Genomic DNA, 23,703 nt, shown 5'->3' with positions numbered 1-23,703 from the left:
CCAGCCCGTTTCATCGTCCCGAGGTGGTCCCCGCGACCACGGAGGGCTTCGCCGAGGGGGACCGGGTAACCCTCGACCGCTTCGGCCTCGGCCGGGTCATCGCCGTGACCGCCGACTACGTGACGATCGATTTCGGCGCCGACGGCACCCGGCGGGTACTTCCGGGCACAGCGGGTTTCCACCGACTCTGAACAGAGTCCCACCCTCCGGTTACGTTCCGAGGTCGCGCTCTCCAGCACGACGGAGGGTCGCCGAACGATCAGGGGTCAGCGGGGCCAGTTCCGCATCGTCTTCACGTACATCTCCCGCACGCGCGCGACCTGCCGGTCGAGGTTCTGCGGGGTCCAGCGCGTGGTCGGGACCGGCGATAGCACGGCGACGTCCACCACGCCCGAGCTGATCACCAGTGACTTCGGCGCCATCAGTTGCCCGGAGTTGCGGATCACGATCGGCACGACCGGCACCTGCGCCTGCATCGCGACGTGGAAGGCGCCCTTCTTGAACGCCCCGATCGCGGGCGTCGCCGAGCGGGTCCCCTCGGGCGCGACCACCAGCGACACCCCGTCCCGCAGCTTCGCGACGGCCGGCTCGAGCGCCGCACGGGCCTGCGCGGGGTCGCCCCGGTCGACGAAGGCCATGTCCGCGTAGCGGAGGAACACCCCGAACATCGGGTCGTTGCGCAGTTCCTTCTTGGCCACCCCGGTGAAGGAGCGTTGCATCAGCCGGCAGAGCAGCACCATGTCGAGTTGGCTCTGGTGGTTGAACAGGTAGACGGCCGGCCGCCGTTCGTAGAGGTTCGCCTCGCCCTGCACGTTCACCTGCACCCCGGCCAGGGCCAGGCCGACCTCGGCGCCGAGCACCGCGCCGTGGTCGACGCCCTCGCGCCGGCTGCCGTTCAGCATCCCGAGGGCGATCCCGGTGGCGAAACCGCCGATGGTGCCGCCGATCGCGGCCGCGCTGCGCACCGCCTCCACCAGCGAGGGCCGGCCGCGCGACGTGAAGGCCAGCACGGGCCAGCCGCGCTCGTCCGCCTCGGCGGCCAGGTCGGGCTGCGGGTTGACCGCCGTGGCCCGGGCGACCGACAGCAGGAACGGGACGTCCTCGTCGCCGTTGGAGTACGCGAAGCTGGAACGCCGGTCGATGCCGTGCACCTTCGCGAAGGTCTTGACCGCGGCGGCCTTCCCACTGCGCCACAGCGGGTTTCCCATCGTCCGCCCGGTGAGCTGGCCGGCGTCGTTCACCTCGACCTCCGTGCACAGCACGTCGTCGATGCCCAGGGCCCGCGCCGCGGGCCCGACCTGGAACCGGGTCGCCGACGAGGCCAGGACGACGGTGTGCCCCTTCTGCCGGTGGGCGTTCACCAGCTGCCACGCCTCGGGGTAGACGGTGCTGGCGATCGACCCGGCGAACAGGTGCTCACCGAGGTCGAGCAGCTCCTGCTCGGAATGTCCCGCCCAGCCGGCGAAACCGAGGGTGAGCAGCCTGCCGAAGTCCTCCTCGTCCTCCAGGCCCCGCAGCCCGAGCATGATCAGCTGCGCCACCTCACGCAGCCCGACCTGCATGCGGCGCAACCGGTGCCGGTAGAAGGTGGCCGCGGAGTAGCCGTCGATGACCGTGCCGTCGTAGTCGAAGAACGCGCCGACCTGGGGGCCGTCCGGGGCCGAGCGGATCCGCTCCAGGGCGGCGGCGAGCGCCGGGTCGGTCACTGGCCCTCGACCTCTCCCTCGCGATCCGTCCCGCGCCACGGCACGGCCTGCTCGAGGCGGCCGCTCGCGATCCGCGCATCGATCTCCTCGGCGAGTTCGATCCGGCGCACGACGTCGACGATCTCCGAGTGGAAGGCCACCCGCCGCTCGGCGAGGTCGGGCTCACCCGTTCGGAGCAGCCCGCGCCCCTCGGCCAGCTGCAGCGCGCTGGCGAACAGCTCGCGGGACAGGCTCTCCTCGGAACGCAACCGGCCCTGCATCAGCAGCTGCCGGCCCATCCCCTCGCACTCGGTGAAAAACGCCTTGGGTTCCACCTCGACGCGCGGGTCGCGGGCGGCGAGCCGGTCGGCCACCACCAGCTGCGCCTCGACGAACGAGCGCAGCACCCGGTGGGCCATCACGAACCCCGAACCCGACAGCAGCTGACGCACCTCGGCCTGCGTCGCCGTCCGCTCCCGCCACTTCGGGTCGATCAGGTCCAGCTCGGCGGCCAGCTGATCGCGGAACGCCTCCTTCTCGGGGAAGAAGAACTCGTACTTCAGCAGGTCGCGCAGCTCCAGCGCCTCGTGCCAGGCCTCGTCCAGCGGCGAGCCGTCCCCGGTGGTCGACGCGCCGTCGGCACCGTGCCCACGGGCCACCGAGAGCATCACCAGCTCGACGATCGCCCGGTTGACGAACCAGTGGATCGCGTTGTTCCGGTAGAACGCGGCCACCAGGTACTCGCCCGGGTTGATCCGGTAGACGGGTTCGGCACCCCCGTCGTAGCTGGTCACCACCCCGTTGCGTTCCAGCTCGCCGAGCACGGTGAGCAGGTCGTCGCGGCGGTGCAGCATGGGCAGCCCGGTCTGCGGGATCGTCCGCGCCTCGACGTAGCGCAGCAGCGGGTCGAGGAGCCGCTGCAGCGCCTCGACGGTCAGGGCCCGGTCGCCCACCCCGAGCAGGGTCAGCGCGACCGCCGAGTGCGGCAGCACCGGGGTGGCGTCGTTGATGCCCACCGCGACGTCGAAGGCCAGCTTGTGCAGCGCCATCTTCAGCGCCGACTCGGTCTCCTCGTCGAGCCCGCCCACGAACACGGGGCGGTCGCCGTCCGGCTGCGGCGGTTGCGGCAGGCGGGCCCGCATGCTGACCGGGGCGCCGAACCGGACGACGGCGTCACCGGCCGGTTTGCTCTGCGTCCGGGCGTATTTCGCGAGCCACCCCAGCCCCTCGCGCTGCTTGGTGGCGCCCCGCTGCTCGGCCGCCATGGCGCTCACCTCGGCCAGGTGCTGGTAGGTGATCGAGACCGGCACGAGGTGCAGCTCGACGCCCGGGTCGGCCAGCAACGCCTCGGCCAGGTACCGCAGCAGCCCGTACTTCGGCGGGCGCAGCTTGCCGGTGCGCGAGCGGCCGCCCTCGAAGTACCACTCGAGGTTGAACCGCTTGGCGACCAGGTAGCCGAAGTACTCGCGCACGGCCAGCTTGTACGGCTCGTCGTCGCGAAAACTCCTGCGGATGAACACGACTCCCGCCCGGCGGGCCAGCGCACCCATCGGCCAGAAGGCCAGGTTCGCGCCGCCGATCACGTGGTTGCGCGGGAAGTCGTAGGCGCGCAGGGCCTCGGCCAGCACGAACGGGTCGGCGTAGGAGCGGTGGCTGGGGAGGAAGACCAGCGCGTGCCGCCGGTTCAGGTCGCGCAGTGCGTCGAGGTCGTGCGTGTCGGCCACGACGTTCCAGGCCTTGGCGTGGAACGGGCGCATCGTCGTGGCGAACAGGTCCATCGCGAACCGGCTCTGCACGGCGACCAGCTCGTCCAGGCTGGCGCGCACCTGGTCCCGCACCGACTCGGTCGGGCGGCCGAGCACCCTCGCCAGCGAGGCGGTCTCGCGCAGGAACCGGGGGCCGGAGGTGATCTCCTCGACCACCAGCCGCGGCACCTTGTACCGGTCGCCGATCACCGCGCGCTCCGCGCGCTCCAGGGTCAGCAGGGCCTGGCGGACGACGAACGCGGGCAGCTCGGCGCCGGTGCCGCTCGCGTGGTGGCGGGCCCGCAGGTCGCTCAGCGTCGCCGGTTCCCCGGGGACCACCTGGAACCGGTCGGCGTGCCGGGCGGCGATCCGGGCCTGCTCCCGGGAGCGGGGGCGGCGCGGGTCGCGGAAGGTCAGCGCGTCCCGCCAGCGGACGGTGCGCTCACCGCCCCGGTCCGGCGGCAGCCAGACCACGCGGACGGGTACCAGCAGCGGGTCGTCCCCACCGTCCAGCCGACGGGCCAGCGGGCCCAGGGGGGTCGGTTCGCCGGGGGTGCCGATCTCGACGATGTCCGGCGCAGGCCCACCGGGCGACTCGTCCGCCGAGGCCTCGTCCCGGACCCAGCTGCGGATCAGCTCCCGTTCGACCGCGCTGCCCGCGGCGGAGAGGTAGACATGGCTGCGCGTCGAGATGGACGGCTGCGCCACCTCGATCTCCTCCGGTTCCTCCTCCGAGGCGTCCGGAAAGGTCTCCACCACGCGCAGGCCTCCTTGCCAGTCGTCGACGGGTGCAGCCCCAAGTTCACCGTCCCCGGCGGGCATTGTCATCTGCTGAGCACCTGCGTGCCTAGAGTGCCTGGTGTGACCACCAGCGCGGCGTTGTTGTTGCACCGGGACGTCGAGGGTGTCCGCGAGGTGCTGATCGGGCACATGGGCGGCCCGTTCTGGGCGAGGAAGGACGCCGGGGGGTGGTCGATCCCGAAGGGCGAGTACGTCGCCCCCGAGCCGCCGCTGGCCGCGGCCCGGCGCGAGTTCACCGAGGAGACCGGGCTTCCGGCGCCGGAGGGGGACGTCGTCGAGCTCGGCGAGTTCCGGCAGGGCAGCGGTAAGCGGGTCACCGTGTTCGCGCTCGAGAGCGACCTGGACCTGACCGGTTTCGCGCCGGGCACGTTCACCATGCCGTGGCCGCCTCGTTCGGGCCGGGAGCAGGAGTTCCCGGAACTCGATCGCATCGCCTGGCTGCCGTTGGCCGAGGCCGCCGACCTGGTGGTCAAGGGGCAGCGCCCCGCCCTGGAGGCGCTGGCGGCCCACCTCGCGTGACCACCCTCAGCGGGTCGCGCTCACCCCGTTCCGGAGGTCGATCGCCGGGCTGGCCGGACCGCCCGCCAGGTACTGCACCAGCGGCACGGCCTGGTGCCGCAGGACGGCGAACACCTGGCGGTACTGGTGCAGCTGGGCCGGCTGCTCGACGTAGCGGGTGCCGACCATCGTCTCGAGGCAGGCCACCGACGGGTCGTCCTCGGACTCGAAGTCGAGCAACCGGAACGAGCCGGTCATGGCGGCGTGCGCCCCGGCACTCCACGGCAGCACCCGGAGGTCGATGTGCGGCAGCCGGGACGCCTGCCCCAGCTTGCGCAGCTGGGCGGCCATCGACTCGCTGCCGCCGACCACCCGGGTGACCACCGCGGCGTCCAGCACCGCGCACAGCTCGAGCGGCTTGACCCGCTCGAACCCACGCCGCAGCCGCCGGGCCAGGTCACCCAGCACCGACTCCACATATCCCGACGGGGTGCCCGGGCGCGCCGTGGCCACGGCCCGTAGGTACTCGGTCGTCTGCAGCAGCGGCGGCACGAGTTCCGTCTCGTAGCAGTACATCCGGCTCGCCGCGGCCTCGAGCCGCGGGTAGAGGCGCTCCCCGCCGGCCACCGCGTGCTCCTCCCAGAAACCGGGCTCGGCCGTGCCCTGGGCCAGTCGGCACAGGGCCTCCGTCGTCGCCAGGTCGGCCCCGTAGAGCCAGCACAGCGTGCGGACGTCGGCCATCTTGACCACAGCCCAACCGTTTTCGACGCGCGAGAGCTTGGCCTTGGACGCGATGCCGGCCTGCGCGACGTCGACGGCGGTCTTCCCGGCCGCCTCACGCAGCTCGCGCAACCGCCGGCCGAGCTGGCGGCGCACCATCGTGCTCCCCGTGCTGGTCACCCACAACCTCCGAAGTCACAGCGGCGCCAGGCATTGGCGCTGCGGTCCCCATCGTGGTGCCGATCGCACGCATCCGTGAGACCTCAAAATGAGGTGTTGATCGGCACTTCGGGGCCGGGCACTGTGGGCGACAGTTCTCGCGATGGTGCGTGTGCGAGGCCCTTCGAGCTGGCGGGGCCGGTGATGCCGGATGAAGAGCCCGTCACCGGCCTCGCCCTCCACATCGTGCCTCCAAACGGACGCCCCGGTCCAGCCCTTGGCCAAGACTGTCGGTGGTCGCGTCTAAGGTCGTTCACTGGGGCAGCCTGCTCGGATGCAGGGGCGATGTTTTGCCTTGTGGGACAGGCGGTTTCGGTCTAGAATCGAACACATGTCGCACTGCCTGGAGGCCCCCTTCGATCCGGAGACGGGCCTGTCTGCGGAGGCGTTGGTGCGGTGGCGGGAGATCGAGCGTGAACTCCTGCACGAGGGCTGGGTCGACGAGCGGGTGTGGGAGTTGGACTCCGCGCACGGTGAGGTTCTGTCGGTTCGGTTGCACGGGTTGGACGACCGGCGCGTGGTGGCTGACGCGGATGATCGGGTGCTGCTGGCGGGGTTGCGAGCCGTGCAGCGGGCGAAGGCGGCGTTGGCGGCGCAGGAGTTGGAGTTGGTCGCGGAGTTGTCCCGGCGGCGGGCGCCGGTGACGGATCGGGTGCCCGAAATGGAACTGCGGGCGGTGGCGGATGAGATCGCGGTCGAGACGGGCCTGTCCCGGTATGCGGCGACGAAGCTGCAGGACCTGTCGTTCGGGTTGAGTGACCGGTTCCCCGCCACCCTCGCTGCTCTCGCCCAGGGGCGGATCGATGCGCGGAAGGCGGAGGTCATCGCCGACGGGCTCACGAATGTGGGTGAGGAGGCTGTTCGGCGCCGGTTGGAGGCCGCGGCGATCGAGGTCGCGGCCGGGCTGACGGTGCCGGGTCTGCGGGAACTGGTGAAGGGCTGGGTCCTCGCAGCGGAACCGGAGGTCGCCGAAGAACGCGCCCGGGAGGCGCGGTCCGAACGGCGGGTGGTGTTCACGCCGGTCGAGGACGACATGGTCGAACTGTGGGCGCTGCTACCGGCGGAGGACGGACTGAAGGTCCGGGCCGTGATCGAGCAGACCGCGAGCCAGGTCAAAGACTCACGCACGGCCGACCAACGACGCGCGGACGTCTTGGTCGACCTGCTCACCGGCGAACGGGCTGGGGTGCAGCCGAAGACGCGGGTGACCGTGACCGTCCCGTTCGACGTGCTGGCCGGGGAGAGTGACCAGCCGGCGCACCTCGACGGGTACGGGCCGGCGACCGCGCTGCTGGCCAGGAGACTGGCCGCGGATGCGGTCGAGACCGGCACCTTTCAGTGCGCGATCGTCGACGGAGACCACGGCACCCTGCTCGGGTTGGGCCGAGCGACGCGCACTGCGCGCTACGTCGCATCGACGGTGTTGAAAGATCATGTCCACCAGCGGGACCGGTACTGTCGCTTCCCCGGCTGCCGCACCCAGGCGTCCGCGTGCGACTTCGACCACCGCCAGCCCTACGCGGCGGGCGGCGCGACGTGCGCCTGCAACGGCGTCTCGCTGTGTGGTCACCACCACCGGGTCAAACACGAGACGGCATGGCGCGTGCACACCACGGCCGAAACCCTGGTCTGGACCACCCCGGCCGGCACCCAGGCACCCGACCGACCCGCCCGGCTCACGCCGTCCGCACCGCTCGGCCCGCCGCCGTTCTGACGGGCTACGAGTTGGGCTCCGGAGTCCGACGGTCCTTCACGAACACTCCGGCCTGCTGACCGTCCGAGTTCTTGCGCCGCCGGACCTCGAACAGGGTCGTCGCCTCGAACAGGTCGCTCAACTTGGCGAAGCCGTAGGTGCGCGAGTCGAAGTCGGGCCGCTGCTTGGTCATGATGCTGCCCACCCCACCCAGAGCCGCCCAGCCGTCGTCGTCCGAGGCGGCCTCCACGGCGGTACGCAGGAGGTTCACCAGGCGGGTGTCCCCCTTGAGCTGGGCCGCGGTGCGGCGTGCTCGCGGAGCGGCCCCGGGCTTGGCCGGGACGTCCGGGTCCTCGTAGGCCAGGTTCTCGATGTAGATGAACTTGTCGCACGCGGCGACGAACGGTTCGGGCGTCTTGCGGGCGCCGAAGCCGTAGACGATCAGTCCCGACTCCCGGATCCGCGCGGCGAGCCGCGTGAAGTCACTGTCGCTGGAGACGATGCAGAACCCGTCGAAACGGTCGGAGTAGAGCAGGTCCATCGCGTCGATGACCATCGCCGAGTCGGTGGCGTTCTTCCCGACCGTGTAGGCGAACTGCTGGATCGGCTGGATCGACTGCTTCAGCAGTTGCTCCTTCCAGCCGTTCAGCTGGTTCCCCGTCCAGTCACCGTAGGCGCGCCGCGCGTGCGCGGTGCCGTACTTGGCGATCTCCGCCAGCAACGCCTCCGCGAACTTCGGTGACGTGTTGTCCGCGTCGATCAGCACTGCGAGCCGCACCCCGTCACCAGCCATGCGAGCCATCCTGGCGGAAAGCGCCTCAGCGGGCGAGGTCGGACAGCCAGCCGGGCGGCGGGGCCGGCGACGCGGCGGCCGTGGCGTCGGTGATCGGGGCGGCGCCGGCGACGAAGGCGGTCAGCTGGGCGCGGTCGCGCAACCGGGCCGGGACCGGATCGATGAGCAACGACCGGGCCAGGTCCGGCGGCACGGACCCGCCCGGGGAGCCGATCAGCACCACGTTGCCGAACCGGCGCCCGCGCATCACCAGAGGTGTGGAGATCAGCGCCGCCTCCGGGAACACCCCGGCGACGGTCGCCGCCTCGGCCCGCGTGAAGCGCAGCTGCGACCCGTCGGCCACGTTCACGGCCAGGAACCCGCCCGGCCGCAGCGCGGCGGCGGCCAGCTCGAAGCACTCCCGCGACGTGAGGTGGGCCGGCACCTGCGCCCCGGTGAAGCAGTCGAGCACCACGAGGTCGAACGAGGCGGCGCGCACCGTCGTCAGCACCTCACGCGCGTCTGCGACGCGCACCCGGACCCCCGAGCGCGGCGGCAACGGCAGGTGCTCCCGGACGAACTCGACCAGCCCCGCGTCGAGCTCCACCACCCGCTGGTCGGAACCGGGGCGGGTGGCGGCGACGTAGCGCGGCAGGGTCCAGGCGCCGCCGCCGAGGTGCAGCACCGACAGCCTCTCCCCCGCGGGGGCCATCGCGTCGATCAGGCGGGCGATCCAGCGGACGTACTCGAACTCCAGCCGCAACGGGTCGGCCAGGTCGACGTGCGACTGCGGCGTCCCGTCGACGGCGAGCAACCAGGCCGTCGACGAGTCGGGGTCGGGCACCAGCTCGGCCACCCCGGCGGTGACGTCGGCCCGCACCGGCCGCACCCGTCGTCCCGCCATGCCTCCACCCTACTTTTCACCCGTGATCAAGGAATCTTCTCCTGACTCCGAGGCGAGCCCACACGAGAAGTTTCCATGATCACGAGAGTTAGAGGCGGGGGAACATCTTCCCGCTGTGCTCCCCCTGCTCGTACACGTCGGACGCCGGGCCGATGATCAGCGGGTCGGGCGTGCCGACCAGCTCCACGTCCTTGTTCGGGTAGGGGAACCGGTTCAGCACGTGCCGCATCGCCTCGACCCGGGCCCGCTTCTTGTCGTTGCTCTTCACCACGGTCCACGGCGCGTCGGCGGTGTCGGTGTAGAAGAACATCGCCTCCTTGGCCTCGGTGTAGGCCTGCCACTTGTCCAGCGAGGCGAGGTCGGTCGGGGACAGCTTCCACTGCCGCACCGGGTCGACCTGCCGGATCGTGAACCGGGTGCGCTGCTCGGACTGCGAGACCGAGAACCACAGCTTCACGAGGTGGATGCCGGAGCGCACCAGCATCCGCTCGAACTCCGGTGCCTCGCGCATGAATTCGAGGTACTCGGCGGGTGAGCAGAAGCCCATCACCCGTTCGACCCCGGCGCGGTTGTACCAGGAGCGGTCGAACAGCACGATCTCCCCGCGGGTGGGCAGGTGCTGCACGTAGCGCTGCAGGTACCACTGGCCGGCCTCGCGGTCGGTCGGCTTCTCCAGCGCGACGACCCGGGACCCGCGCGGGTTGAGGTGTTCGGTGAATCGCTTGATCGTGCCGCCCTTGCCCGCCGCGTCGCGGCCCTCGAACAGGACGACGACCTTCTCGCCGCTGGCCTTCACCCAGTTCTGCAGCTTCAGCAGCTCGATCTGCAGGAGCCGCTTGAGCCGCTCGTACTCGTCCCGGGGCATCCGCTCGTCGTACGGGTAGCCCTCCCGCCAGGTGTCCACGGCGTTGCCCTCGGCGTCGAGCAGGACGGGGTCGTCGTCCTCGACGTCGTGGACGGTGTAGCGGCTCAGATCCGACAGGTAGTCCACGTCACCCCTTGTCGAAGATCGCGAAGATGCCGATCGCCACACCCGACAGCACGACGGCGAAGCTGACCACCGAGAGCGCGAGGCCGGCCGGCTTCGAGGCGACGGTCACCGTCTCCCCGGGGCCGACATCGTCCACCCGGCCCTCGTAGAGGGACCAGCCGACCATCCCCAGCGCGAAGAAGACCACGAGGCCCACGCCGGCGACCAGGCTGAACAGCAGGGCCTGGCCGAGGGCGTCGAAGTCGATGTAGTCGCTCATCCTCATCCTCCAGTCGATCCGCAGGGCCTTCAGACCGCAACCGGTGCGGAGGCCGGGGCCACCCCACCCGCCCAGTCGTCGTTGACGTTGCCGGCGTGCACCGGCGTGCGGCGCGAGGCCGCGAAGAGGGCACCGGCCAGCGCGGCACCGATCCCGAAGACGACGATGGCTCCGGCAGTGCCGCCGATGACGTCCGCGCTCTTGAACGCCAGCGCCCCGACGAGGGCGGCCGCGGGCAACGTCAGCGCCCAGGCCAGCGCCAGTCGCCCGGCCACGCTCCAGCGCACCTCGGCCAGCCGCTTGCCGACCCCCGAGCCGATCACCGAGCCGGTGCACACGTGCGTGGTGGACAGCGGGAAGCCGAAGTGCGACGAGGCCAGGATGACCGCGGCGGAGGAGGTCTCGGCCGAGAAGCCCTGCGGCGTCTCGATCTCCACCAGGCCCTTGCCCAGCGTGCGGATGACCCGCCAGCCGCCCAGGTAGGTGCCGAGGCTGATGGCCAGCGCACAGGACAGGATCACCCACAGGGGGACGTCCGCATCCTGGCCGATGGTGCCGTTGGCGATCAGCGCGAGCGTGATGATGCCCATCGTCTTCTGTGCGTCGTTCGTCCCGTGGGCCAGCGAGACCAGCGAGGCCGACCCGATCTGACCGATCCGGAAACCGCGGTTGCGCACGCCCTGGTTCACGCGGGCGGTGATCGAGTAGGCGCTGAACGTGCCGAGGGTGGCGACCAGGGCGGCGGCCACCGGGGCCAGCACCGCGGGGATCAGCACCTTCGAGACGATCCCCTGGCCCTCGATCGCCCCGGTGCCGGCGGCGATCCAGGTGGCGCCGACGACTCCACCGATGAGGGCGTGCGACGAGCTCGACGGGATGCCGAAGTACCAGGTGAGCAGGTTCCAGGTGATGCCGCCGACCAGCCCGGCGAACACGACCGTCAGGGTGATGGCGCCCGCGTCGACGATGCCCTTGGCGATCGTCGCGGCGACGGACAGCGAGAGCAGGGCACCGACGAAGTTCAGCACCGCGGAGAGGGCGACGGCGACCCGGGGCGGCAGCGCGCCCGTGGCGATCGACGTGGCCATCGCGTTGGCCGTGTCGTGGAACCCGTTCGTGAAGTCGAAGGCGAGCGCGGTGGCCACGACCACCGCGAGCAGGATCGTGTTGGCATCCATGGTGTTCCTCTCGACCGCTCCGGCGGTGGGCCGGTTCCGTCGAAAGGTTGAGCCTGCACGGCGGCCAGGCGGCCGTCAGTCAGCAAACGGGAGGCAAATGCGGCGCGAAGTGTTCAGGACTTGGCCAGGATCGTGCCGACCCCGGCCAGCACGCCACCCACCACGACCGCGAAGCACAGGACGGCGACCGCCAGGCTCGCGCCCCGGCGGGCCCCGGAGGTGGTGACCTGGACGCCTTCGGCGCGGGACGTCGTCCAGCCGGCCAGCCCGACCATGCCCAGCGCGAAGACGACCACCAGGCCCACCCCGGCGATCAGGCTCGCGAGCAGGACCTGCCCGAGGGCGTCGAAGTCGATGTAGTCGCTCATCGGGCGCCTCCTCAGGGAGCCGGGACGGCGACCGGCGCCGTGGTCTCGGGGACGTTGGCGGGAATCCAGTCGTCCGTGACGTTCGAGGCGTCGACCCGGTCCCGGCGGGACAGCAGGTAGAGCCACAGCGCGAGGCTCGCCGCGAGCACGAAGACCACCGTGACGCCGAGGTCGCCGCCGAGCAGGTCGGCCAGCTTCCAGGCCAGGGCGCCGACCAGGCCGGCCGCGGGCAGCGTGGTCAGCCAGGCGAGGCCGAGCCGCCCGGCGATGCTCCACCGGACCTTCGCCTCCCGCCGGCCGATGCCCGAACCGATCACGGAGCCGGTGGCCACGTGGGTGGTGGACAGCGGGAAGCCGAAGTGCGACGAGGCCAGGATGACCGCCGCCGACGAGGAGTCGGCCGAGAAGCCCTGCGGCGGCTCGATCTGGACCAGACCCTTGCCGAGCGTACGGATGATGCGCCAGCCGCCCAGGTAGGTGCCGAGGCTGATGGCCAGCGCGCAGGACAGGATGACCCACATCGGCACGTCCGCGTCCTTGTTGATCGTCCCGTTGGCGATCAGCGCGAGCGTGATGATGCCCATCGTCTTCTGCGCGTCGTTCGTCCCGTGGGCCAGCGAGATCAGCGAGGCCGACCCGATCTGACCGAACCGGAAACCCTTGTCCCGGAAGTCGGGGGCGATCCGCCGGGTGACCAGGTAGACCCCGAAGGTGCCCAGCCCGGCGACCAGGGCGGCGGTGAGCGGGGCCAGGAGGGCCGGGATCAGCACCTTGGCCACGAGGCCGTGGCCGAGCACGGCGTCGGAGCCGGCGGCCACCAGGGTGGCCCCGACCACACCGCCGATCAGGGCGTGGCTGGAGCTGGACGGGATGCCGAAGTACCAGGTGAACAGGTTCCACGAGATGCCGCCGATCAGGCCCGCGAACACCGTGGTGAGGGTGATCGCGCCCGGTTCGACGATGCCCTTGGCGATCGTCGCCGCCACGGAGAGCGACAGGAGGGCACCGACGAAGTTCAGCACCGCCGAGACCAGGACGGCGAGCCGGGGCCGCAGCGCCCCGGTCGCGATCGAGGCGGCCATGGAGTTGGCCGTGTCATGGAAACCGTTGGTGAAGTCGAACGCCAGAGCCGTTGCGACGACCACCGCCAGCAAGATCATGAGCGCGTCCAAGCCTTTCCGTTCGTGCGGCCGACAGACCGGCAGCACCGTGCCAGAGCAAGGGTCACGCCCCGCCGACCCCCGCGCCTCCGATCGGCGATGAACGCCAGGCAAACGCCAGATGAACTAGCTGAACCGGCGTCAGACGCGACCCGTCGGCCGGGCCAACGGAAGCTAACCAGGTCAGTCGACGTCGACCCAGCCGAGGGTCCGTTCGACCGCTTTGCGCCACCCTGCGTAACCATCCGCTCGCTGCTCGTCGGTGGTCGTCGGGCTCCAGCGGCGGTCCTCCTGCCAGTTCTGCCGCAGGTCGTCGGGGTCGCTCCAGAAACCCGTGGCCAGTCCGGCCGCGTAGGCCGCGCCGAGGGCCGTCGTCTCGGCCACCACGGGCCGGCTGACGTCGACGCCGAGGACGTCGGCCTGGATCTGCATGCACAGCTCGTTGGCCGTCACCCCGCCGTCGACCTTCAACACCTCGATGTGGACGCCGGAGTCCTTCTCCATCGCGTCGGCCACGTCACGGCTCTGGTAGCAGATCGCCTCCAGCGTGGCCCGCGCGATATGGGCGTTCGTGTTGTACCGGGACAGCCCGACGATCGCGCCGCGCGCGTCGGAACGCCAGTAGGGGGCGAACAGACCGGAGAAGGCCGGGACGAAGTAGACACCGCCGTTGTCGTCGACCTGGCGGGCCAGGCTCTCGCTCTGCGCGGCACCCGAGATGATGCCGAGCTGGTCGCGCAGCCACTGCACCGCGCTCCCGGTGACGGCGATCGAGCCCTCGAGCGCGTACACGGGGGCGGCGTCGCCGAACTGGTAGCAGACGGTGGTCAGCAGGCCGTTCTGCGAGCGGACCGGTTCGGTACCGGTGTTCAACAGCAGGAAGTTGCCCGTGCCGTAGGTGTTCTTGGCCTCGCCGGGCTTCAGGCACACCTGCCCGACCATCGCCGCCTGCTGGTCCCCGAGATCCCCGGTCAGCTGCACCTCACCGGCGAACGGCCCGCTGTCGGGGGTGACGCCGTACGGGTCGGGCGCCGACGACGGCCTGATGGCCGGCAGCATCTCGCGCGGGATGCCGAAGAACGACAGCAGTTCGTCGTCCCAGTCGAGGGTTTCGAGGTTCATCAGCATCGTGCGGCTGGCGTTCGTCACGTCCGTGACGTGCACTCCCCCACGCGTCCCGCCGGTGAGGTTCCACAGCAGCCAGCTGTCCGTCGTCCCGAAGACCGCCTCCCCGCGCTGCGCCGCCTCGCGGACGCCCTCGACGTTCTCCAGGATCCACTGGATCTTTCCGCCGGAGAAGTAGGTTGCGGGCGGCAGGCCGGCCTTCTGCCGGATGATGTCGCCCTTCCCCTCCCGTTCGAGCGCGGAGGCGATCCGGTCGGTGCGGGTGTCCTGCCAGACGATGGCGTTGTAGTACGGGCGGCCGGTGCGCGGGTTCCAGACGACCGTCGTCTCGCGCTGGTTGGTGATGCCGAGAGCCGCCAGATCCGTTGCCTCGAGACGTTTCTGGCCCATCACGGTCTGGATGACGGCGCTCGTGCGCTCCCAGATCTCGATCGGGTTGTGCTCGACCCACCCCGGTCTCGGCATGATCTGCTCGTGCTCGAGCTGATGCTTGCCCCGCTCGCGCCCGTCGTGGTCGAACAGCATGCACCGGGTGCTGGTGGTGCCCTGGTCGATCGCCGCCACGAAGTCAGGCATCGTCGCTCCCTCGCTGAAGTCCGCCTCGGGTTCGCAACCCTAACGGCGGAGTGCTCGCGAGGCCGTGATCGACTGCGCGGGCGGACGACGGGAGCCGGGTCTACGGTCGGCGGCGTGAGTGAGGATCGGGTCGGCGATTCGACGGTCGCCGAGGTCAAGGACGCCTCCGAGATCCGGCGCGGCCTGATGGGGCGGCGGGCCGCGCTCGTCGTGCTGCTGGTCGTCGTGCTGGCCGGGGCGACGGGGCTGCTCGGCGTGCACACCAGCACGGCGCGGGCGTCGGGCGGAGGGTACTCGATCGCCCTCGACTACGCGCGCGTCTCACGAGCCGGGCTCGACTCGCCGTGGAAGGTCACGGTGACCCGGGCGGACGGGTTCGACGGTGAGCTCACGCTCGCGACGTCGTCCACGTACTTCGAGATGTTCGAAACGCAGGGATTCTCACCGGAACCCGACTCCGAGACCGCGGCCGGTGGCGTGCTCTACCAGACGTTCGCGCCGCCGGAGGGGGCGACGAGCTTCACCGTCGCCTACGACGCCTACATCCAGCCGGCCAGTCAGCGGGGCCGGACCGGGCGGACGACGCTGATCGTCGACGGTCGCGAGGTCACCCACGTCGACTACCGGACCTGGCTGGTGCCCTGATGGAGATCGTCTTCCGCGCCGCGGTCATCTACCTGTTCCTGTGGCTCGTGACCCGCGCCCTGGGCCGGGCCACGCTCGGCGAGCTGAGCACCTTCCAGCTCGTGCTGTACGTCGCGATGGGCGACCTCGTCCAGCAGGGCGTGACGCAGCAGGACTACTCGATCACCGGTGCGGTGCTGGCCATCTCGACGTTCGCGGTGCTGACCGCCGGCGTCTCGCTGGTGCAGAGCCACTGGCCGCGCACGCGACCCTTCACCCACGGGACGGCCATCGCCATCCTCCGCGACGGGCAACCCGACCTGAAAGCCCTCTCCGGCGAGCAGATGTCGGTCTCGGACCTGTTCGCCTCGGCGCGCGAGCAGGGCATCCGCCGGCTGGCCCAGATCGAGCTGGCCGTGCTGGAGGCCGACGGGCGCATCTCGTTCTTCACCCGCGAGCTGGACGGCGACTCTGATCAGCACGACGAGAGCGGAGCCCCCGAGAAGCCCAACGTCGGTTGAGTTCTCAGGACGCGCGGCGCCTTTCGAGCTCGCGCACCGCTTCGACCCGACGGCGTTCGGCGTAGCTGCGCACCGCCTCGGCGTCGACCCACAGCCTCATCATGTCCTGCTGCGACATGCCCTCGAAGTCGGCCGCGGCCGCCTCCTCGAGTCGCCTGTACGTCGCGAGCACCCACTCGACCTCGTCCGCATCATCTTCGAACATGTGTTCGATGTTTGACGAGCGGCGACCGCCTCGTCAACCCCTCCGAACAGCCGATCCCGCGAGACTGTCGGTGGTCGGGCCTAGCGTCCCCGTCATGAGTACAGCGACCGTCACGACGAGGGACAGGGTTCGGGCCGTGCACGAGGCGAGACTGAGAATCGCGGCGCGGCAACCGTTCGAGTTCCGGCACGCGCTGGAGTTCGTCGCCGGGTTCCCGGCCACCCGCGGCGAGCAGGTGGTGGCCGACGGGGCGCTGGTCAAGGCCTGGCGGTTGTACGGGCACACGGTCGCGACGCGCATCGGCGCCGGCCCGGGCGGGCTCGTGGTCGACGTCGCGTCACCCGACCCGGTCGACGCGGTGCTGCGCGAGGCGGTCACCGACCGGTTGAGCTTCTTCCTGTCGCTGGACGACGACCTCTCCCCCCTGCTGGCCGGCGCCGGTCAGGACCCGGCCTTCGCCGCGGTCGAGGCCGAGCTGCGCGGCTACCACCAGGTGAAGTTCCCGACCCCGGTCGAGCACGTCGTGTGGGCGATCCTGGCCCAGCGCACCCCGATGGCGGTGGCCCGCGACGCGAAGGCCCGGCTGATGGCCGCGCTCAACCCGCCGGTGCAGGCCTTCGGGTACGAGTTGCAGCCGTTCCCGTCGCTCAACGAGCTGAACCGGCTCAGCGAGGAGCAGCTGGCCGAGCACGTCCGCAACACCCGCAAGGCCTCGTACCTCCACCGCACACTGCAGCAGCTGGCCGAGGTCGACGAGTCGTTCCTGCGCCACGCCCCGTACGAGGAGGTCGAGCAGTTCCTCCTCTCCCTGCCCGGGATCGGGCCCTGGTCGGCCACGTTCGTGCTGATCCGTGGGTTGGGCCGGATGGAGCGGGGCTCCGACGACGCCGAGATGCTGAGGGCCGCGAGCCGGGTGTACGGGCACGCGGTCGACGCGGCCGAGCTGGCCCGCCTGGCCGAGCCGTACGGCGACGCCCGGGGCTACTGGGCGCACTACCTGCGCGTCGGCGGCTGAACTACTCCGGGTGCTACTCCAGGTCGTCGCGGTCCTCACGGCGGATGTCGGTCACCCCGGCGACGGCGGCGAGCCGCGCGACGAGGTCGTCCGCTGCGGGGTCGGGCGCACCGGCGACCGGGTGGGTGAGGTCGAGGATCGCCGTGACGCGCGGTTCGCCGTCGACGCGGTGCTCGCTGGTCCGCAGCTGGGTGACGCTCCACCCGCCGTCGGTACTGAGACCCAGAAGTTGCCGCAGCGACCCCTGACCGTCCCGGTACCCGATCCGCAGCCGCACGTCGGGCGCCCCCCGGCGGGGGAACCGGTGCACCAGCCAGGTGAACCCGAACACCGAGACGAAGTGCAGCACCGTCACGATCAGGGCCAGCAGCGGCAGTCCCGCGCCCGCCGCCGTACCGATCGCCGCGGTCTCCCACACCGACGCCGCCGTCGTCAGCCCCTGGATGCTGTCCCCCCGGATGAGGATCAACCCGGCGCCGAGAAAGCCGATGCCCGAGACGATCTGCGCGGCTACCCGCGAGGGGTCGAGCACCACGTACCCCTCCGCCAGGACGTCCCCGAACCCGTACTTGCTGACCAGCATGAACAGCGCCGACGAGACCCCGACGATGGTCTGGGTCCGTAGCCCGGCGCTCTTGCCCCGCAGGTGCCGTTCCAGCCCGACGGCCGCGGACAGCCCGAAGGCCAGCAGCAGCTCGCCCACCTGCAGCCAGCCCTGCCCGTGACTGGCCGCCAGGTCACTCACGTCCACGGCCGCCTCCTCGTCCGGATCGTTCGATCTTCGCGCCTGTCCCCTACCCGCGCATCCCGGTCTCAGGCACGCCGCTCACGCCGCGACGGTGAGGGCCCGCCAGTCGTCGGCCAGCTCGGCGCCGTACCGGTGGCCATGGCCGGCCGGCGTGTTCAGGGCCGAGACGACGTCGGCGGTCGCTCGCCAGAAGGAGACGAAAGGCAGCCACTGGTGGTGCCATTCGGGTACGGGGTGCACCATCAGCGCGGGTGTCCAGGCGGGCACCGGGTCGTCGGGGTGGACGACGACCCGCTCCGGGTACTCGTCGGCCCCGGACAGATGCGCACCGGCGCCCGAGGGCACGCCGACCCACAGCGCGCCGTCGACCTGGCGGAACAGCCGGTCCCGATCGGGGTAGGCGTTCAGACCACCCCAGGCGCCGAGACTCTCGCCGTACAGCAGCACCGTCGGACGCTTCGACGCGGGCCGGGCCGCCACCTGTTCGTGCACCGCGGAGACCAGGGCCCGCACCGTCGCCTGCACGCCCTCGCCGCCGCGCACGTACGCCAACCAGCTCGGCGACGCCGCGTACTGCACGGCCACGCTGGCCACGTCCCCGTGCCGCAGCAGTTCCAGCTCGGCGACCGCCTCCGGGTTCACCCACCCGGACCCGGTCGGGACGGCGAGCAGCAGCACCGACTTGTCGAACCCACCGGCGCGCTCCAACTCGGCGACGGCCAGCGCGGCCCGGGCCCGCGCCGACGACGCCTGATCGCGGCCCACGTACACCCGGACGGGCGCCGAGGCGCCCGGCCCGGCGGGCGTCGTCCCGGACAGGAACTGGCGCCCCTTGGCCCCCAACTCGGCCCGGCATGCCGACCCGAAGCACAGAGATTCGGCCGTCTGCGGCGTCATTTCTGTGCTTCGGCTGGGCACGCCGGAGGCGACGGGGGCGAAGGGCGCGGCCGCGGCGGCTTCCGCGGTGCCGACCCCGATCACCAGGCCGGGCACCAGCAGCACCGCCGCCAGTCGCCGGCCGACCGGACGCGCCAACCCGCTCACCAGGGCGCGGGTCCCACGGGTTACGACGCGCAGCACCCCGTGGACGGCCAGCACCAGCAGCGCCGCCACGGCCGCCGCCAGCGGCACCGCCAGCAGCTCGGTGCCCGGCACGGGCACGCTCCGCCCGACCTCGCCGAGCAGCCGCAGCTGCGACGCCACCGCCGCGACCGCACCCCACCCCAGTACGACCGGGATCAGCGCAAGCGCCGCGACCCGCCACCGCCGGCCCGGGACCCGGGCGAACAGACCACCGAACGGGCCGCCCAGCAGGTACGCCTGCCCGGCCGCGGCCCCGGCGATCAGCGCCTGGGCCCACAGCGGCCGCGGCACCGACGCCGGCTGGAGGCACAGCGCCAGCACGGACGCGGCGACGAGCAGCGACCCGGCCCGGCCCAGCAGCCGGGGCGAGGCGACCGCCGTCCGCACGAACGACAGGCCGCGGCGCCGCACCCGCGACGCCCCGACCAGCACACCCGCGACGACCCCGGCGAAGACGCCGGCGAACACCGGCGCCAGCAGCTCATCCAGCGGTTCGACGACCGGCACGCCCCAGCCCTGCCGCCACGAGTTGAACCGCACGGCGTCGACGTAGAACGCGGCGACCGCCGAGCAGCGCAGCCCACCGCCGCACCGCTCGGCCAGCTCGTCGTGGAAGTGCCCGTCGACGGCCCGCCGCGCCCACGCCCCCAGCGGCTGGCCCTTCAGACCGGCGTAGCGCAGCAGGTCGTAACCGAGGTCGTGCTGCCGGCAGGGCGCCCCGAAGTCGTAGGAGGTCGCGCCCCACGGCGACGAGCACCCGCCGTCCGCGCGCACCGGCGCCGGCGAACCGTTCACCGGCTCGACGGCCGGCGCGTACCCCAGTACCGACGCGAAGTCGGCGGGGAACCGGACCGGGGTGGAACCGCCGGCCAGCGCCGCAACCGCGCGGGCGGCGTCCGGCTGCTGCGTCCCGGTGCTGCGCGCCCACCCCCAGCCGCCGGCGAGCTGGGCGACCAGGAGGGCGGCGGCGAGGCCGGTCAGGGTGGCCAGGAGGACGCAGAGGCGTCGGTTCGAGCTCATGACGCCGGAAAGTAGGAACCGGACGGCCTCGCGATCGTCGCTCTGACGTGGGGTTTTGCCGCTCCCCCGGCGGGGTTACGCCGGGCGGGAACATCCCTCCCCAGGGTGACGCCGAGCCCGGCCGGGGCTGTTTAGGGTCGGGGACGTGCGTGTCATCGGAGCAGTACTGCGCGGAACCGGGCGAGGTCTCGGGCGGGGTCTGGCGGCCACCGGCCGCTGGAGCGTCCGGGGCGGCCGGGCGACGTACCAGTGGCTGAGCGCGGACGACGCCCGCACCCTGACCACCCGCCGCCGGCTGCTGGTCGGGCTGGTCTGGCTGCTGGCGATCATCTTCTTCTTCGTCGGGTTCGGCACCGCGGAGTACACGTACGACATCGGCCTGGGCGTCGCGCCCTTCTTCGGGGCGATCGCGGGTCTGCCGGTGCTGCTGGCGGTCAGCCGGTTCCCGGCCACCGGCTGGGCCATCTCGGTCACCTCGGCCTACGTGCTGGGCGTCACCGTGCCGACGCTGCCCGGGCTGGAGTGGCAGTGGCCCGTCGTGCACGGATTGGCGCTCTTCGTGCTGCTTTTCGCCGTCTGTGCGCGTGAAGAGGTGTGGCGCGGGGTGGGCGCCTGGTTCGTCACGTCGCTGCTCTACTACTGGGGGACGCCGGAGGGCGACCGGGCGGGCTGGATCGTCGCGGTCACCGCGGTCGCGCTGTTGGGCCTGCTGTCGGGGCGACTGGTCCGCACCCAGCGCCGCCTGGCCCGCCAGGAGGAGGCGGCCAAGGCGGAGATGGACCGGCGGATCATCCTCGAGGAGCGCACCCGGATCGCCCGCGACCTGCACGACATCGTCGCCCACCACATGTCGCTGGTCGTGGTGCAGGCCGAGACCGCCCCCTACCGGTTGGGCGAGCTGCCCGCCGACGTGCGGGCCGAACTGGAGAGCATCAGCACCTCAGCACGCTCGGCGCTGGCCGAGACCCGTTCTCTCCTGAACGTTCTGCGCCAGGAGGGACAGGCGGCCGAGCACGCCCCGCAGCCGGGGCTGGAGGTGCTGGACGACCTGGTGGACGGCGCCCGCCGGGCCGGGATGCGGATCGACGCCGAGGTGCGGGGCGGGTTGGAGGGGCTGCGCCCCGGGACGTCGCTGGCGGCCTACCGGATCGTGCAGGAGGCCCTGGCCAACGCGGCCCGGCACGCGCCCGGCGCGGGGGTCCGGTTGACCGTGTCCCGCGCGCCCGACACCCTCGACCTGCTGGTGGTCAACGAGGCCACCGACCAGCCGGTCGCGCCCGACGCGGCGGGCGGCGGGCACGGTCTGCCGGGGATGCGGGAACGGGTGCAGGCGGAGGGCGGGAGCATGAGCGCGGGGCCGACCGGGGACGGCGGGTTCGCCGTGCACGCGACCCTCCCGCTGGCCACGGCGGGACCCGCGTGAGTGGCGTGAGCCCGACGCGGGTGATGGTCGTCGACGACCAGGCGATGGTCCGGGAGGGTTTCTCCGCGCTGCTGAACGCGCAGCCGGACCTCGAGGTGATCGGGTCGGCGGCCGACGGCGCCCAGGCGGTGCGTGAGGTGCTGCGACTGGAGCCCGACGTCGTCCTGATGGACGTCCGGATGCCCACCCTGGACGGCATCGAGGCGACCCGCCGGATCATGGCCTCACCGTTGGGCCGGCCGCCGAAGGTGTTGATGCTGACCACTTTCGACCTCGACGACTACGTGTACGAGGCGCTGCGGGCCGGGGCCAGCGGCTTCCTGCTGAAGGACGCGCGCGGCGACGAGCTGATCCGGGCCGTGCAGATCGTCGCCGCCGGCGACGGCCTCCTCGCCCCGACCGTGACCAAGCGGCTGATCGAGGAGTTCGCCCGGCGCCCGTCGTCCACCAAAGCCCCTGCCCCGAGGTTGAACTCGCTCACCCCGCGGGAGACCGAGGTGCTCCAGCTGATCGCCGGCGGGCTGTCCAACGCCGAGATCGCCGCGGAGCTGGTGCTGGGCGAGCAGACCGTGAAGACCCACGTCAGCCGGATCTTCACGAAGCTCGACCTGCGGGACCGGGCCCAGGCCGTCGTCCTGGCCTACGAGAGCGGGCTCGTGCAGCCTCGCCGCTGACCCTTCCCAGACTCTGTTGCCCGGGCGTACCTTCCGATCATGAGTGCGATCAGCGAGAGCCCGTCCAGGGACGAGGCGGCGGGCAAGGGCCTCAAGGGCGGCGCCCTCGGGCTGCTCTCCAGCGTCGTGGTCGGGGTCGCCTCGACCGCCCCGGCGTACAGCCTGGCCGCGAGCCTCGGCTTCGTCGTGGCCACGACGGACGGCGACGGCATCGTCGGGGTCAAGGCGCCGGCGATCATGCTGCTGGCGTTCGTCCCGATGTTCCTGATCGCGCTGGCCTACCAGGAGCTGAACAAGGCCGAACCCGACTGCGGCACCACGTTCACGTGGAGCGCCCGCGCCTTCGGGCCGTGGGTCGGCTGGATGGGCGGCTGGGGCATCATCGCCGCCGACGTGATCGTGATGGCCAACCTCGCCCAGATCGCCGGCTCCTACGGTTTCAAGCTGATGGGCGTGTTCGGCTGGGACTCCGCGGCCGGCCTGGCCGACAGCTCCCTGTGGACGACGGTCGCGGGCATCGTCTGGATCGTCGTCATGACCTACATCTGCTACCGCGGGATCGAGGTCTCGGCCCGCCTGCAGTACGGCCTGCTGGCCACCGAAGTCGTCGTCCTGGTGATCTTCTCGGTGATCGCTCTCGGCAAGGTCTACGCGGGCGACGCGCCGGAGGGTTCACTGCACCCGAGCCTCGGCTGGCTGTGGCCCGGCGGCCTGACCCTGAACGGGATGGTCACGGCCACGCTGATCGCGGTCTTCATCTACTGGGGCTGGGACACGGCCGTGGCGGTGAACGAGGAGAGCGACGACCCGGGGACGACGCCGGGGCGGGCCGCCGTCCTGTCGACCCTCCTGCTGCTGGCCACGTACGCGATCGTCAGCACCGCCACCGTGGCCTTCGCCGGAGTTGGCACGTCGGGGATCGGGCTCGGCAACCCGGAGAACTCCGACGACGTCTTCCAGGCGCTGGGCGCGAACGTGTTCGGCAGCGGCGCGTTCGGGACCGTGATGGAGGCCCTGCTGGTGATCTCCGTGCTCACCTCGGCGTCGGCGTCCACCCAGACGACGATCCTGCCGACCGCGCGCACGTCCCTGTCGATGGGCTCGTTCAAGGCGCTGCCGACGAACTTCGCCCGCATCCACGCCAAGCATCAGACGCCGGTCGACTCCACGCTGTGGATGGGTGGCGTGTCGATCCTGTTCTACGTCGGGCTGACGCTGATCAGCGAGAACGTCCTGGCCGACTCGATCTCGGCCCTCGGCCTGGCGATCGCCTTCTACTACGGGCTCACCGGTTTCGCGTGCGCCTGGTTCTACCGGCACGACCTGTTCACGAGCGGGCGGACGCTCCTGCTCCGAGGCGTCGCGCCCCTGCTGGGCGGGTTGCTGCTGCTGGCCGCGTTCGTCATCGCCTGCTTCCAGTACGCCGACCCGAACTACGGGGAGACGTCGATCGCGGGGATCGGCAGCGTGTTCGTGCTGGGGATCGGGACGCTGGCCTTCGGCGTGGTCCTGATGGTGATCTACTCGCGGTTCGCGCCCGAGTACTTCAAGGGCCACACGCTGCCCCGCCGTCACTCGCGGAACCTGTTCGGCCAGGAGGTCGTGGCCGAACCGATCCCCGATCCGCTGGAGCACCGCGACGCGCCCTGACCACCGGCCGGCCCAGCCCACCTGGGCCAGACCGATCACCAGGGCG

The 23,703-nt window shown here is 71.6% G+C and carries 23 protein-coding genes; 9 read left to right on the top strand and 14 right to left on the bottom strand.

All coding sequences use genetic code 11. The features are described 5' to 3' along the window. The first annotated feature begins 23 nt into the window (after window positions 1–23). Window positions 24–191: a hypothetical protein gene (locus ACIB24_RS09350; protein ID WP_398278544.1), complete on the top strand. Its 168-nt coding sequence runs from the start codon at window positions 24–26 to the stop codon at window positions 189–191. Between the two features lie 75 nt (window positions 192–266). On the opposite strand, the gene ACIB24_RS09345 is transcribed toward ACIB24_RS09350, so the two are convergent. Continuing rightward, on the bottom strand, window positions 267–1,706 hold the full coding sequence (locus ACIB24_RS09345; protein WP_398278541.1) for an HAD-IB family hydrolase: 1,440 nt from the start codon (window positions 1,704–1,706) through the stop codon (window positions 267–269). Further along, window positions 1,703–4,189, bottom strand: coding sequence for a glycerol-3-phosphate 1-O-acyltransferase (locus ACIB24_RS09340; protein WP_398278538.1), 2,487 nt, complete (start codon window positions 4,187–4,189; stop codon window positions 1,703–1,705). The genes ACIB24_RS09345 and ACIB24_RS09340 overlap by 4 nt, the downstream gene beginning before the upstream one ends. 102 nt (window positions 4,190–4,291) lie before the next feature. Between ACIB24_RS09340 and ACIB24_RS09335 the strand changes: the two genes are divergently transcribed. After that, window positions 4,292–4,750, top strand: a complete 459-nt coding sequence (locus ACIB24_RS09335; RefSeq protein ID WP_398278535.1) for an NUDIX domain-containing protein — start codon at window positions 4,292–4,294, stop codon at window positions 4,748–4,750. Window positions 4,751–4,756: 6 nt separating this feature from the next. Here the strand turns inward: ACIB24_RS09335 and ACIB24_RS09330 are convergent, their stop codons facing one another. Next, on the bottom strand, window positions 4,757–5,629 hold the full coding sequence (locus tag ACIB24_RS09330) for a helix-turn-helix domain-containing protein (protein ID WP_398278532.1): 873 nt from the start codon (window positions 5,627–5,629) through the stop codon (window positions 4,757–4,759). 370 nt (window positions 5,630–5,999) lie between these two features. On the opposite strand from ACIB24_RS09330, the gene ACIB24_RS09325 reads away from it, so the two are divergent. Beyond that, the gene (locus tag ACIB24_RS09325) at window positions 6,000–7,382 is read left to right on the top strand and encodes an HNH endonuclease signature motif containing protein (protein WP_398278529.1); all 1,383 of its coding nucleotides are present in this window, start codon (window positions 6,000–6,002) and stop codon (window positions 7,380–7,382) included. Between the two features lie 4 nt (window positions 7,383–7,386). On the opposite strand, the gene ACIB24_RS09320 is transcribed toward ACIB24_RS09325, so the two are convergent. From ACIB24_RS09320 to glpK, 8 genes are all read right to left on the bottom strand, one after another. Continuing rightward, window positions 7,387–8,154 carry an NYN domain-containing protein gene (locus tag ACIB24_RS09320; protein WP_398278526.1) on the bottom strand — a complete coding sequence of 256 codons (768 nt, stop codon included), beginning with the start codon at window positions 8,152–8,154 and terminating at the stop codon, window positions 7,387–7,389. 25 nt (window positions 8,155–8,179) lie between these two features. Beyond that, window positions 8,180–9,037, bottom strand: coding sequence for a spermidine synthase (locus tag ACIB24_RS09315; RefSeq protein ID WP_398278523.1), 858 nt, complete (start codon window positions 9,035–9,037; stop codon window positions 8,180–8,182). A gap of 88 nt (window positions 9,038–9,125) precedes the next feature. Beyond that, a complete protein-coding gene (gene ppk2, locus ACIB24_RS09310) occupies window positions 9,126–10,028 on the bottom strand; it encodes a polyphosphate kinase 2 (RefSeq protein WP_398278520.1) in 903 nt (300 codons plus the stop codon). A 1-nt stretch (window position 10,029) separates the two neighbouring features. Next, entirely contained in the window at window positions 10,030–10,287 is a 258-nt protein-coding gene (locus tag ACIB24_RS09305) for a hypothetical protein (RefSeq protein WP_398278518.1), read from the bottom strand. 29 nt (window positions 10,288–10,316) lie between these two features. Beyond that, entirely contained in the window at window positions 10,317–11,465 is a 1,149-nt protein-coding gene (locus ACIB24_RS09300; RefSeq protein ID WP_398278515.1) for an anion permease, read from the bottom strand. Between the two features lie 113 nt (window positions 11,466–11,578). Then, entirely contained in the window at window positions 11,579–11,833 is a 255-nt protein-coding gene (locus ACIB24_RS09295; RefSeq protein ID WP_398278512.1) for a hypothetical protein, read from the bottom strand. Between the two features lie 11 nt (window positions 11,834–11,844). Next, window positions 11,845–12,993 carry an anion permease gene (locus tag ACIB24_RS09290; protein ID WP_398278509.1) on the bottom strand — a complete coding sequence of 383 codons (1,149 nt, stop codon included), beginning with the start codon at window positions 12,991–12,993 and terminating at the stop codon, window positions 11,845–11,847. 183 nt (window positions 12,994–13,176) lie between these two features. Then, entirely contained in the window at window positions 13,177–14,694 is a 1,518-nt protein-coding gene (gene glpK, locus ACIB24_RS09285) for a glycerol kinase GlpK (RefSeq protein ID WP_398278506.1), read from the bottom strand. A 114-nt stretch (window positions 14,695–14,808) separates the two neighbouring features. Here glpK and ACIB24_RS09280 point away from each other — a divergent pair, with 114 nt between their 5' ends. Then, the gene (locus ACIB24_RS09280; protein ID WP_398278503.1) at window positions 14,809–15,339 is read left to right on the top strand and encodes a hypothetical protein; all 531 of its coding nucleotides are present in this window, start codon (window positions 14,809–14,811) and stop codon (window positions 15,337–15,339) included. Beyond that, a complete protein-coding gene (locus ACIB24_RS09275) occupies window positions 15,339–15,839 on the top strand; it encodes a DUF421 domain-containing protein (protein WP_398278500.1) in 501 nt (166 codons plus the stop codon). Before ACIB24_RS09280 ends, ACIB24_RS09275 begins: the two co-directional genes overlap by 1 nt. A gap of 4 nt (window positions 15,840–15,843) precedes the next feature. Here the strand turns inward: ACIB24_RS09275 and ACIB24_RS09270 are convergent, their stop codons facing one another. Continuing rightward, complete coding sequence (locus ACIB24_RS09270) at window positions 15,844–16,044, bottom strand: hypothetical protein (protein WP_398278497.1); 201 nt, start codon at window positions 16,042–16,044, stop codon at window positions 15,844–15,846. Between the two features lie 94 nt (window positions 16,045–16,138). Here ACIB24_RS09270 and ACIB24_RS09265 point away from each other — a divergent pair, with 94 nt between their 5' ends. After that, window positions 16,139–17,059, top strand: a complete 921-nt coding sequence (locus ACIB24_RS09265; RefSeq protein WP_398278494.1) for a DNA-3-methyladenine glycosylase family protein — start codon at window positions 16,139–16,141, stop codon at window positions 17,057–17,059. A 13-nt stretch (window positions 17,060–17,072) separates the two neighbouring features. Here ACIB24_RS09265 and ACIB24_RS09260 read toward each other — a convergent pair whose 3' ends face one another. Then, the gene (locus ACIB24_RS09260; RefSeq protein ID WP_398278491.1) at window positions 17,073–17,810 is read right to left on the bottom strand and encodes an MgtC/SapB family protein; all 738 of its coding nucleotides are present in this window, start codon (window positions 17,808–17,810) and stop codon (window positions 17,073–17,075) included. A 75-nt stretch (window positions 17,811–17,885) separates the two neighbouring features. Then, window positions 17,886–19,910 (bottom strand): alpha/beta-hydrolase family protein, encoded by a 2,025-nt coding sequence (locus ACIB24_RS09255; RefSeq protein ID WP_398278488.1) that lies wholly within the window; start codon window positions 19,908–19,910, stop codon window positions 17,886–17,888. Between the two features lie 145 nt (window positions 19,911–20,055). On the opposite strand from ACIB24_RS09255, the gene ACIB24_RS09250 reads away from it, so the two are divergent. The 3 genes from ACIB24_RS09250 to ACIB24_RS09240 are packed head-to-tail and all read left to right on the top strand — an operon-like array spanning window position 20,056 to window position 23,657. After that, window positions 20,056–21,333: a sensor histidine kinase gene (locus ACIB24_RS09250; protein ID WP_398278485.1), complete on the top strand. Its 1,278-nt coding sequence runs from the start codon at window positions 20,056–20,058 to the stop codon at window positions 21,331–21,333. 23 nt (window positions 21,334–21,356) lie between these two features. Continuing rightward, window positions 21,357–22,007, top strand: coding sequence for a response regulator (locus tag ACIB24_RS09245; protein ID WP_398278807.1), 651 nt, complete (start codon window positions 21,357–21,359; stop codon window positions 22,005–22,007). Window positions 22,008–22,046: 39 nt separating this feature from the next. Then, window positions 22,047–23,657 (top strand): APC family permease, encoded by a 1,611-nt coding sequence (locus ACIB24_RS09240; RefSeq protein WP_398278482.1) that lies wholly within the window; start codon window positions 22,047–22,049, stop codon window positions 23,655–23,657. The last annotated feature ends 46 nt before the right edge of the window (window positions 23,658–23,703 follow it).

Source organism: Spongisporangium articulatum (assembly GCF_044465595.1).
Classification (GTDB): Bacteria; Actinomycetota; Actinomycetes; order Actinomycetales; family Kineosporiaceae; genus Spongisporangium; species Spongisporangium articulatum.
Note: the sequence above shows the minus strand (reverse complement) of the source record. Positions and strands in the feature narration are given on the sequence as shown.